This is a genomic window from Priestia sp. FW507-14D1A (genome assembly GCF_058781295.1).
Genome location: NZ_JBYSWQ010000022.1, coordinates 1 through 10,688, shown reverse-complemented (window position 1 = coordinate 10,688; position 10,688 = coordinate 1). Strand labels below are relative to the sequence as shown.

Below are 10,688 nucleotides of genomic sequence, written 5' to 3'. Positions count from 1 at the left end.
TTTGACTTGCTCATTTAAAAAATAAAAATTAACGTTGACGTTTACTATTTCGTTCAGTTTTCAAAGAACTCTTGTCTCAAGGCGACTTTCTTATCTTACCACCTCGATAATAACTTGTCAACAACTTTTTTCATTAAGTTATTTTTGAGTTATTTTTTTGTTGTTGTCTTAGCGACGTATATAAATATAACATCTGTTAACTTGTTGGTCAACAACTTTTTCAAAAAAAATAAAAGTTTTCTCGAAAAGATTCCAGAAAACTTTTATTTTGGATATTCCTCCAAATTATAATATGAAATTATTAATAACAAGTAAGGCAGCTATTCCTGGAATACCTAAAATAGCTGAAACAATGGCTGTGGGGAAGTTAATAGGGATATGAATACCGAACTGTACCCCAAAGATGTTAATAAAGAAAAGCAGCAGAACGCCAATAATCAGCTTAATCGATAAATTTCCAATGACTCGAAGCATTTTTTCAACACCACCTGTTACTAAGAGTAGAATGATTAGTCCTGTTAAAAAAGACACAACTACAATGGGATGATTTAGCATGTTGCCTCCTTCTTAAAGCAGATAAGTTACCTTATATGTATGTCCAAGCATTCAAAAAAAGCACTATTCACGGAGAGAAATCCTTATTTTATAAAGACAACAAAACAGGATGCCTCTATGACATCCTGTTAATTGAAATATTTCGATGCTTGGCTTCTTTTAATAGAAAAAGATACTTCATTTTGGCTAATCGAATATCTACCATTACCTCTTCTGAAGGATCTACACTTCTTTCTACCATTGAAGTTTTGTGACTCCATTCCTGCTTTACTTGCATAAAAGTCTTCACAAATTCATCATCATACTCTTTGCGTAACCAACCTTTTCTTTTAAAAAACATATGCGAGTACCTCGTTATACTTCTCTTCTACCTTCTAGAGCTTTAGATAATGTTACTTCATCTGCATACTCAAGGTCTCCTCCAACGGGTAACCCATGAGCAATTCTAGTAATTTTAATTCCTGTCGGCTTTAAGAGCCTAGAGATATACATAGCCGTGGCTTCGCCCTCTATATTCGGGTTAGTGGCTAAAATCACTTCTTGAATCTCATCATCTTGAAGTCTTTTTAATAACTCTGGTACTTTGATATCTTCAGGCCCTATTCCTTCCATAGGTGAAATTGCGCCATGCAGGACATGATACAAGCCGTTATATTCTTTCATTTTCTCCATTGCAATGACATCCTTAGGGTCTTGCACGACACATACCACATTTCGCTCTCTGCGCTGATCTTGACAAATGTAACAAGGATCTTGATCTGTGATATGTCCGCAAACTGAACAATAGGTTAAATTTCGCTTCGCATTGACTAATGCTTTTGCAAAATCTAATACTGTATCTTCTTTCATAGATAAAACAAAGAACGCTAAGCGAACAGCTGTTTTTGGACCAATGCCGGGTAACTTCATAAAACTATCTATAAGCTTGGATATTGGTTCTGGATAATGCACGTGGCAACCACCTTATTAAAGTCCTGGAATATTTAAACCTTTTGTAAATTGACCCATTGTGTTATTTGTTAAATCGTCCATTTGTTTTAATGCGTCATTTGTTGCTGCTAGTACTAAATCTTGTAGCATTTCAATATCTTCAGGATCTACTACATCCTCTTTAATATTTACATCAATTACTTGTTTCTGACCGTTAACTACAACTGTTACCATTCCACCGCCAGCTGTACCTTCAACAGTTTTTTCAGCTAACTCTTCCTGCGCTTTTTGCATATCTTTTTGCATTTTTTGCATTTGTTTCATCATTTTTTGCATATTGCCCATGCCTTTCATCATATGAACATTCCTCCTAAATTTACTCTTGAATTTCGATTAAGTCTTCTCCAAATAGCTTTTTCGCTTCCGCAACCACAGGGTCTTCCTCCTGTGGTTGACCTGATGACCCATCGCTTTGCTGTCCTTGAAGAAACTCTTCTCTTACTTTATCCCATTCACTTTCTGGAATTGCAACCATTTCACGCTTGCTACCAATTAAAGTATATAAGATATTCTCTAAATTATCACGTACATTGTTGTTATTTTCAGAAGCCATTTTGCAATGAATTTCATATTTGAACTTAAGTATAAATGATTGATCTGAAGACGCAACCGGTTCACTGTTAGATAACAACGCTGCATGTGAAGCTTTATTTTGTTGTTTCAATGTGTCTAACACCTGCGCCCAGGATCGCTTAATCGTTTCTAAATTCTGCCGAGTGGCATTTTTTAAAACTTCATTTACCTTCCCAACAGGCGTTTTATACTGACTTCTTGACTGTCTTGTCTGTTTTTTCTCTGTTTGCGCTGCCTGAGCTGTATGATCAACTTGAATGCCTTTTTCTTTTAACTGCTGCAGTTCTGCTTCCATTTGATTCATTTTTTGTAAAATGTCTTGATATGGAAGAGCACTCTCTTGATTTGTAGAACTTTGAGCTAATTTTACTAAAGCTACTTCAAGTAGCACTCGAGGATGATTGCTCCATTTCATCTCTTGCTGAGTTTGGTTCAATTCAGCAATGACTTTATAAATAAAGTCACTATCCATTTTTGAACTCAGTTCTTTAAACTCTTCGTTAACCGCTGCTTTTTCAAGTAAATATGCATTTTCTTCAGAAGCTTGATAAAGCAGAACATCACGATAATAGAAGATGAGGTCCTCTACAAACCTCGCTGGATCCTTTCCGTTTTTGATCAAACTTTCAACAGAGTCTAGCGCTTCTACAATGTTTTCGTTAAAGATAGCTTGGACGATCTTCACAATAAAAGCCTGTGATACTGCTCCTGTTATAGATAGAACATCCTCTAAGCTCACCTTCTCCGTACTATACGAGATGGCTTGGTCTAAAAGACTAAGTGCATCTCGCATGCCGCCTTCTGAAGCTTTCGCAATTTCGTAAAGAGCATCCTCGCTTACTTCTAGCTCTTCAGAACCTAATACTTCCTTCATTCGATATACGATATCTTCTGGCGAAATGCGTTTGAAATCAAAGCGCTGACATCTAGAGATAATCGTTAATGGAATTTTATGAGGCTCTGTTGTAGCTAAAATAAAGATAACATGTGCAGGAGGTTCTTCTAACGTTTTTAATAAAGCATTAAAAGCTCCAATTGAAAGCATATGAACTTCATCAATAATGTACACTTTGTATCGAACAGCACTAGGTGCATATTTTACTTTATCACGGATATCTCGAATTTCATCGACTCCATTATTAGAGGCTGCATCAATTTCAATTACATCAGAAATGGAACCATCAGTAATTCCCCGACAAGTTGCACATTCATTACAGGGTTCAGCAATGGGTGCTTTTTCACAGTTAACGGCTTTAGCTAAAATTTTAGCAGCTGTTGTCTTTCCTGTCCCTCGAGGTCCAGAAAATAAATACGCATGCGAAAATTTCTCTTGGACAAGGGCATTTTGAAGTGTTTTGATAATATGTTGTTGACCGACTACGTCGTTAAAGCTTTGAGGACGGTATACACGGTACAGAGCCTGATATGCCACTACATCCTCTCCTTTTAATATAATTCATTAGTTATCATTATAGCGTATTATAAGGTTTTTTTTCAAAATAGTGAGAGATAAAATAAAAAGCCTACTCCAACAGAGTAGACTAAACTTATGTATATAACTGCCGTGCACCTTCCGTCGATTAGCCACCCCAGGCGTTACTTAAGCAGTTAGCTCGGTTCAGGCGACCCCATGGCACATGAGAGGTTCTGCTTACTGCTGCTTCCTTCCGGACCTGACAGGGTTCACAGATTCCCATTGCATAGGACCCAAACGTCAACACCACTTACTTAAGGCAGGCCCTAAGATGAGCTAACCTCAAGAAGGAATTCGGCCTCGCTAGAGCGGATTGCGAGTACAGGGCACCGCTACCTCCCCGCTTAGCACGGCAAAGTTGAAACCAATAGTTTGGGCATCAAGTTGATGCATTTACAAGTATACGTCTTTTCATTCAAAAATGCAACCGCTATAGAAAACTTACTTTTCTAGCGCTATTTTCCAGCTTTTTTTCGTTGACGCAACTCACGAAAAAAGGTGGTTAAGAGGTTCCCGCATTCTTCTTCTAGCATACCGCCTACTACTTCTGCTTGATGATTAAACTTTTCAAACTCTAATAAGTTTAACAATGTTCCCGCGCAGCCACCTTTAGGATCATAAGCGCCAAACACAACTCTTTTTACTCTTGATAATACAATAGCACCTGCACACATAGGACATGGTTCTAAGGTGACATATAACGTAGCGTCTTCCAATCTCCATGTTCCTAGTTTCTTACATGCTTCATCAATTGCTAAAAGTTCTGCATGAGCAACTGATCGCTGTTCTGTTTCTCGTAAGTTATAAGCTGAAGCAACCACCTCATCATCTTGAACAATAACTGCTCCAATGGGAACCTCTAATTTATCTTTGGCTTTTAATGCTTCATCAATTGCCAACCTCATATACTTTTCATCATTTAACACTTTTTATCCAACCTTACATATTATATTTTTTCTGAGTCAAACTATTTACTATGTACATCAGGAAAAGGAGAGACCTTGTGTGAAGAATGCTAAAACTGCTTTAATTATTATTGATATGCTAAACGATTTTCAATTTAAAAACGGCAAAATACTTGCTGAAAAATCTTTAACCATTGCTCAAAACATTGCCCAGTTAAAACAGTACGCATCGTCTCAACATATCCCTATTATCTATGTGAATGACCACTATAAGCTATGGCAAGCAAACTTAGAAACCATTTTAACACACTGTACAAATGAGGTAAGCTCACCCATTCTACATCATATTTCACCACAAAACGCTGATTACTTCTTAATTAAACCAAAGCATTCTATCTTCTATGGGACAGCTTTAAATATTTTGCTATCACAGCTCGATGTGCATACACTTATTTTAACAGGAATTGCGGGAAATATATGCGTGCTTTTTTCAGCCAACGATGCTTATATGCGTGAGTATAACTTAATTGTGCCTGAAGATTGTATTGCTTCAAACGCAGATGAAGACAATACCTTTGCTTTGAGAATGATGCATAATGTATTAAATGCTCGTATTTGCAAACATACCGAGTTGATGAATTAAGTAAAAAGCCTTCTCATATGATGGAAGTAAGTCATATGAAATGGAGGCTTTTTATTATGCAAATTTACACTGTTAAAGCAGGTGACAGTATATATAGTATTGCAAAACAGTTCCGCATTGACGCAGGGAAAATTATAAGAGCAAATGAATTACCTAATCCAAGTCAACTCGTCATCGGGCAATCTATGGTTATTCCAATCAACGGTACTTACTACACAGTAAAAGCTGGGGACACTATATGGAAGATAGGAAGAAAATTAGGCGTTAGCTACCAGGCTATTGCCAATGCGAACAATGTTTCAGTTACAGCACCCTTAACACCTGGCCGCCGCATCTTAATTCCCCCTTCTCCAAACAAAAGAAACGGTGAGTTTTTAGGGTATGTTGAAACAAGCAATCGAAAAATCACTCCTCAAACAGAGAAAATGATTAATCAAAATGCAAAATACCTTACTTATCTCGGGCCAGCGAACTTCGAAGTGCAAAAAGACGGTTCTCTAAAGGCACCTCCACTTAACAATTTAGGTTCTATTGCTAAAAAAAATGACGTCATTTTCTTAATGGTATTGGCTAATATTGAAAACGGTGCATTCAGTGACGAAGTCGGCCGAGCAATTTTAAATAATAAAGACGTTCAAGATACGCTCTTAAATAATATTGTGAAAACAGCGAAAGAACAAAATTTCAGAGACATTCATTTTGACTTCGAATTTTTGCGTCCGGCAGATAAAGAAGCCTATATTGCATTTTTACAGAAAGCAAAAAAGCGGCTTCAAGATGAGCAACTTCTTATGTCTGTGGCTTTAGCTCCGAAAACAAGTCGAGATCAAAAAGGCAAATGGTATGAAGCACATGATTATAAAGCCATTGGAGAGATTGCTAACTTCGTTGTTCCGATGACATATGAATGGGGATATAGCGGTGGGCCTCCTATGGCCGTCTCTCCTATTGGTCCCGTACGTGATGTTTTAGAATATGCAGTATCTGAAATACCTAGTTCAAAAATTATCATGGGTCAAAACCTATACGGTTACGATTGGACACTTCCTTACAAACCAGGAGGAGAATATGCCAAAGCCATTAGTCCTCAACGAGCTATTGAGTTGGCAGCTCGCTATAAAGTAGCGATTCAATACGACGATAAAGCACAAGCTCCTTTCTTCCGGTATAAAGATGAACAGCAGCGCACCCACGAAGTATGGTTTGAAGACGCTAGGTCTATTCAGGCCAAGTTTAATTTAATCAAAGAATTAAAACTTAGAGGAATGGCCTACTGGAAACTAGGCCTGGACTTCCCGCAAAACTGGCTCTTGATTGAAGACAACTTCAAAATTACAAAAAGAGTGACACAGCCATAAATAGGGAAAGCTTACTGTGAACAGTAGGCTTTTTGTTATTCTTCTTACTGAAAGAAATTTCTTTTCCCCTTATTCTCCTTCTCTATGTTAAAATATTTTTTGTCTGTTTTTTTTGAACGAGTGGTCATGAAGGAGGCAAATGAATGCAAGGCACACCTTTTATTTCAGTAGAAGGACCCATCGGTGTCGGAAAAACCTCTCTAGCTAAAGAGATTGCACAAGCATTTCAATTCGAAATTTTAAAAGAAATCGTAGATGAAAATCCATTTCTCGGGAAATTTTATGAAAATATCAACGAGTGGAGTTTTCAAACCGAAATGTTTTTTCTATGTAATCGATATAAACAATTGGAGGATATTCAAAAAGGGTTCTTATCTTATAAAAAACCTGTTGTAGCAGATTATCATATTATGAAAAACATGATTTTTGCTGAGCAAACGTTAAAAGATGAACAGTATAAAAAATATGTACAAATCTTCCACATCTTAACGGCTGATATGCCAGCTCCGAACATTATTATTTATTTAAATGCCAGTTTAGATACCTTGTTAAAGCGTATTAAAATGCGCGGAAGAGAAATTGAACGAAACATCGATCCTCACTACCTTGCGAGGCTAAGTGATGATTATGAAAAGGCTATGACGGCGTTTGAACAAAATAACCCTGATGTAACCATTTTACGTTATGACGGTGATGAAATAGATTTTGTACAAAATAAACAACACTTAAATAGAATCTTATCAGAGGTTCAAGAGAGTATGTTAAAAAGGAGTATGTAATGGTAAACTTACGATCGAAATACAACATTCCTAATGATACTGTGTTGACGATAGCGGGCACAGTTGGAGTTGGGAAATCTACAATGACTCAATCATTGGCTGATGCTCTCCAATTTCGCACATCGTTTGAAAAAGTAGATTCCAACCCTTACCTGGACAAATTTTATGGAGATTTTGAACGTTGGAGCTTCCACCTACAGGTATACTTTCTAGCGGAACGCTTTAAAGAACAAAAGAAAATTTTCGAGTATGGCGGCGGCTTCATCCAAGACAGATCCATTTACGAAGATACCGGTATCTTTGCTAAGATGCATTTTGAAAAAGGAACGATGTCTAAAGTAGACTATGAAACATATACAAGCTTGTTCGATGCAATGGTTATGACTCCATATTTTCCTCATCCGGATCTGCTCATTTATTTGGAAGGCAGCTTCGAAGATATTGTAGATCGGATTCAAGAAAGAGGGCGACCAATGGAACAGCAAACGCCTCTTGATTATTGGAAAGAGATGCACGCCCGATACGAAGACTGGATTAATAACTTTACGGCTTGCCCTATTCTTCGTTTAGATATTAGAGAATACGACCTTATCAAGAATCCTGATTCAATTGAATCAATTGTTGAAAAAGTGGCTCGCTTTTTACAACATAATGAAAAGCTAAAACGCCGTCATCTATAAAAAAATGCCGCTTTAATAGATAAAGCGGCATTTTTAACAAATAAAAAACCGTTACTTATAAGTAACGGTTTTCCAATCTCCAATTTATCGCGCTATGTTAATTGCATTATAAGTCAAATATGGCGGAGGAAGAGGGATTCGAACCCCCGCGGGCTTTAACACCCCTGTCGGTTTTCAAGACCGATCCCTTCAGCCGGACTTGGGTATTCCTCCGTATCGACAAGTATTAATTTATCATATATAAATAATGAAGTCAACTCTTTTATTGATTTTTTTTAAAAAGATGTTCATTAAGAATTAATTCTTAATGAACATCTTTTACTTTTATTTAGAGATAAATTCTTTATTTCCCATATATGGACGCAGCACTTCTGGAATTTGAATTGATCCATCTTCCTGCTGGTAGTTTTCTAAAATTGCAGCTACCGTACGACCAATTGCTAAGCCAGAACCGTTTAGTGTATGAACATGCTCTGGTTTTGCTTTTGTATCACGTCGGAAGCGAATATTAGCACGGCGAGCTTGGAAGCTTTCAAAGTTTGAACAAGAAGAAATTTCACGATACGTTTCATAACTTGGAATCCAAACTTCAATATCATACTTTTTGGCTGCTGTGAAACCTAGGTCAGCTGTACACATGCTTAGAACTCGGTAAGGTAAACCTAATAGTTGAAGAACCTTTTCAGCATGGCCCGTTAATTTTTCTAATTCATCATAAGAATCTTCTGGCTTAACAAAGCGAACCAGTTCTACTTTATTAAACTGATGCTGACGAATAAGACCACGTGTATCTCTTCCTGCAGAGCCTGCTTCTGATCGGAAGCAAGCACTATACGCTGTATAAGCAATTGGAAGCTGATCTCCACTTAAAATTTCATCACGATGCAAATTTGTAACTGGTACTTCAGCTGTAGGAATTAAGAAATAATCTTCTTCTTTAATCTTGAATGCATCTTCTTCAAATTTAGGAAGCTGCCCTGTTCCCATCATGCTTGTACGATTTACCATATATGGAGGAAGGATTTCTTCATAACCATGCTCATCCATATGTAAATCCATCATAAAGTTAATAAGAGCGCGTTCTAATCTTGCACCTAACCCTTTATAAAATACAAAGCGGCTTCCCGTTACTTTCGAAGCTCTTTCAAAATCTAAAATATTTAAATCTGTTCCTAAATCCCAATGCGGTTTTGGTTCAAAATCAAATTGTTTAATTTCTCCCCATTTGCGAACTTCTACGTTATCATCTTCAGTTTCACCTACAGGCGTACTTTCATGTGGAACGTTAGGAATTGAAAGTAGCAATAGTTCTAATTCTTCTTCAACGCTGCGAAGCTCTTCATCCAATTGCTTTACGCGGTCTCCTACTTCACGCATTTCAACGATTAAATGATCAGCATCTTGTTTTTCACGCTTCAATTGTGCAATTTGCTGTGATACTTCATTTCGCTTGCTTTTTAACTCTTCTGTTTGAGCAATTAGCTCACGGCGTTTTGCATCTAACTCTTCAAAGCGACCTAAGTCCGTTAAGTCCTCACCACGAAACTTGAGCTTTTCTTTTACTTCATTAAAATTAGCACGTAAAAATTTTAAATCTAACATACTTAGTACCTCCTTTAGTATAAAAGGGCAAAATAAAAACTCTCATCCCCATGAAAGGGACGAGAGTTTACCCGCGTTGCCACCCTAATTGAAAGCTAAAATAAGCCTTCCTCTTAAACCAGATAACGGATGAACCGAAACTGCCTACTACTTTTTCGACAGCTTGCTCCAGGACGGATTCATAAGAATTGATTATCGATTCACACCAGCCATCGACTCTCTTGAAATCAAAAATCTTATTACTATTTCCTATCAACGCTTTATACCAATATCATTTTTATTAATCATAATGTACTACAAGTCTGTACAAGATGCAATTCATTTATACAGGTTTTTTTGAAGCTTCTTCAACCATTGCTACAAAATACTGCGCCATGCGAGCATCATCTGTTAATTCTGGATGAAACGAACATCCCAAGAATTGACCTTGTCTTGCCGCAACGATTCGGTCGTTATGCATGGCTAAGACTTCAACGTTTTCTCCTACTTCTACAATATGCGGAGCACGGATAAATACGCCTATAAAATCTTCACCGATATCTTTAATATTTAGGGCAGCTTCAAAGCTATCCCGTTGACGCCCAAACGAGTTTCGAGCTACCGTAATATCCATAACACCTAAATGGGGCTCTTCACGGTCAACGACTTGTCCTGCGAGTAAAATTAAACCCGCACACGTACCAAATACCGGTTTACCTGCTTGTGCAAACTGGCGAAGAGGTCCCATAAAGTCATATTTGTCAATCAGACGACGCATCGCTGTGCTTTCGCCGCCCGGTAGGATTAAACCATCTATTTCGTTTAGCTGTTCAACTTTTTTTATGATAATGGCTTCAGCGCCTGCTGCTTCTAATGCTTGTGCATGCTCGCGAAAGGCACCTTGTAATCCTAACACGCCTACTTTTACCATTTTGTCAAAACTCCCTTTAAATTACCATCCACGCTCTTGCATGCGGTTTTCTGGTAATAATGATGAAATTTCAATCCCTTTCATTGCACTTCCTAACCCTTTTGATAAGTTTGCAATCAGTTCATAGTCTTGATAATGTGTTGTTGCTTCCACGATTGCTCGCGCAAATTTTTCAGGGTTGTCTGATTTGAAGATTCCTGATCCAACGAACACACCGTC

12 protein-coding genes, 1 tRNA gene, 1 other RNA gene, 1 pseudogene and 1 other annotated feature are annotated in these 10,688 nt (G+C 37.5%); of the genes and pseudogenes, 4 read left to right on the top strand and 11 right to left on the bottom strand.

All coding sequences use genetic code 11. The annotated features are described in order from the left end of the window. Nucleotides 1-285 precede the first annotated feature (285 nt). The 7 genes from AC3WJG_RS26515 to tadA form a co-directional block, all read right to left on the bottom strand. Nucleotides 286-555 carry a pro-sigmaK processing inhibitor BofA family protein gene (locus AC3WJG_RS26515; protein ID WP_028410391.1) on the bottom strand — a complete coding sequence of 90 codons (270 nt, stop codon included), beginning with the start codon at nucleotides 553-555 and terminating at the stop codon, nucleotides 286-288. 115 nt (nucleotides 556-670) lie between these two features. Continuing rightward, nucleotides 671-895 carry a YaaL family protein gene (locus tag AC3WJG_RS26510; protein ID WP_013054840.1) on the bottom strand — a complete coding sequence of 75 codons (225 nt, stop codon included), beginning with the start codon at nucleotides 893-895 and terminating at the stop codon, nucleotides 671-673. A gap of 14 nt (nucleotides 896-909) precedes the next feature. Further along, nucleotides 910-1,506: a recombination mediator RecR gene (gene recR / locus AC3WJG_RS26505; protein ID WP_013054839.1), complete on the bottom strand. Its 597-nt coding sequence runs from the start codon at nucleotides 1,504-1,506 to the stop codon at nucleotides 910-912. Between the two features lie 15 nt (nucleotides 1,507-1,521). After that, nucleotides 1,522-1,842 carry a YbaB/EbfC family nucleoid-associated protein gene (locus AC3WJG_RS26500; RefSeq protein ID WP_013081327.1) on the bottom strand — a complete coding sequence of 107 codons (321 nt, stop codon included), beginning with the start codon at nucleotides 1,840-1,842 and terminating at the stop codon, nucleotides 1,522-1,524. 19 nt (nucleotides 1,843-1,861) lie between these two features. Further along, nucleotides 1,862-3,550 carry a DNA polymerase III subunit gamma/tau gene (dnaX, locus tag AC3WJG_RS26495; RefSeq protein WP_098334889.1) on the bottom strand — a complete coding sequence of 563 codons (1,689 nt, stop codon included), beginning with the start codon at nucleotides 3,548-3,550 and terminating at the stop codon, nucleotides 1,862-1,864. Between the two features lie 130 nt (nucleotides 3,551-3,680). Next, nucleotides 3,681-3,945, bottom strand: an RNA gene (gene ffs / locus AC3WJG_RS26490) — signal recognition particle sRNA large type. 102 nt (nucleotides 3,946-4,047) lie between these two features. Next, a complete protein-coding gene (gene tadA, locus AC3WJG_RS26485) occupies nucleotides 4,048-4,518 on the bottom strand; it encodes a tRNA adenosine(34) deaminase TadA (protein ID WP_286127834.1) in 471 nt (156 codons plus the stop codon). A 79-nt stretch (nucleotides 4,519-4,597) separates the two neighbouring features. On the opposite strand from tadA, the gene AC3WJG_RS26480 reads away from it, so the two are divergent. The 4 genes from AC3WJG_RS26480 to AC3WJG_RS26465 all read left to right on the top strand — a co-directional run bounded on the left by AC3WJG_RS26480 (nucleotide 4,598) and on the right by AC3WJG_RS26465 (nucleotide 7,957). Beyond that, on the top strand, nucleotides 4,598-5,140 hold the full coding sequence (locus tag AC3WJG_RS26480; protein ID WP_028410388.1) for a cysteine hydrolase family protein: 543 nt from the start codon (nucleotides 4,598-4,600) through the stop codon (nucleotides 5,138-5,140). Nucleotides 5,141-5,196: 56 nt separating this feature from the next. Beyond that, a complete protein-coding gene (locus AC3WJG_RS26475; RefSeq protein ID WP_136790578.1) occupies nucleotides 5,197-6,498 on the top strand; it encodes a glycoside hydrolase family 18 protein in 1,302 nt (433 codons plus the stop codon). Nucleotides 6,499-6,641: 143 nt separating this feature from the next. Next, entirely contained in the window at nucleotides 6,642-7,277 is a 636-nt protein-coding gene (locus tag AC3WJG_RS26470; RefSeq protein ID WP_028410386.1) for a deoxynucleoside kinase, read from the top strand. Further along, on the top strand, nucleotides 7,277-7,957 hold the full coding sequence (locus AC3WJG_RS26465; protein WP_492588900.1) for a deoxynucleoside kinase: 681 nt from the start codon (nucleotides 7,277-7,279) through the stop codon (nucleotides 7,955-7,957). Before AC3WJG_RS26470 ends, AC3WJG_RS26465 begins: the two co-directional genes overlap by 1 nt. A gap of 120 nt (nucleotides 7,958-8,077) precedes the next feature. Here the strand turns inward: AC3WJG_RS26465 and AC3WJG_RS26460 are convergent. The 4 genes and pseudogenes from AC3WJG_RS26460 to AC3WJG_RS26445 form a co-directional block, all read right to left on the bottom strand. Beyond that, nucleotides 8,078-8,170, bottom strand: a tRNA-Ser gene (locus AC3WJG_RS26460). 111 nt (nucleotides 8,171-8,281) lie between these two features. After that, the gene (serS, locus tag AC3WJG_RS26455; protein ID WP_028410384.1) at nucleotides 8,282-9,559 is read right to left on the bottom strand and encodes a serine--tRNA ligase; all 1,278 of its coding nucleotides are present in this window, start codon (nucleotides 9,557-9,559) and stop codon (nucleotides 8,282-8,284) included. A 52-nt stretch (nucleotides 9,560-9,611) separates the two neighbouring features. Next, nucleotides 9,612-9,824 (bottom strand) — a binding site (T-box leader). 57 nt (nucleotides 9,825-9,881) lie between these two features. Continuing rightward, complete coding sequence (gene pdxT, locus AC3WJG_RS26450; protein ID WP_028410383.1) at nucleotides 9,882-10,469, bottom strand: pyridoxal 5'-phosphate synthase glutaminase subunit PdxT; 588 nt, start codon at nucleotides 10,467-10,469, stop codon at nucleotides 9,882-9,884. 21 nt (nucleotides 10,470-10,490) lie between these two features. Continuing rightward, nucleotides 10,491-10,688, bottom strand: a pseudogene (locus AC3WJG_RS26445) (pyridoxal 5'-phosphate synthase lyase subunit PdxS); the annotation flags it as partial.

Bases quoted from the DNA above. Each gene is read 5' to 3' on its own strand.
- AC3WJG_RS26515 (WP_028410391.1), bottom strand. From the start codon at position 555: ATGCTAAATCATCCCATTGTAGTTGTGTCTTTTTTAACAGGACTAATC.
- AC3WJG_RS26510 (WP_013054840.1), bottom strand. From the start codon at position 895: ATGTTTTTTAAAAGAAAAGGTTGGTTACGCAAAGAGTATGATGATGAA.
- AC3WJG_RS26500 (WP_013081327.1), bottom strand. From the start codon at position 1,842: ATGATGAAAGGCATGGGCAATATGCAAAAAATGATGAAACAAATGCAA.
- AC3WJG_RS26475 (WP_136790578.1), top strand. From the start codon at position 5,197: ATGCAAATTTACACTGTTAAAGCAGGTGACAGTATATATAGTATTGCA.
- AC3WJG_RS26470 (WP_028410386.1), top strand. From the start codon at position 6,642: ATGCAAGGCACACCTTTTATTTCAGTAGAAGGACCCATCGGTGTCGGA.
- AC3WJG_RS26465 (WP_492588900.1), top strand. From the start codon at position 7,277: ATGGTAAACTTACGATCGAAATACAACATTCCTAATGATACTGTGTTG.
- serS (WP_028410384.1), bottom strand. From the start codon at position 9,559: ATGTTAGATTTAAAATTTTTACGTGCTAATTTTAATGAAGTAAAAGAA.
- pdxT (WP_028410383.1), bottom strand. From the start codon at position 10,469: ATGGTAAAAGTAGGCGTGTTAGGATTACAAGGTGCCTTTCGCGAGCAT.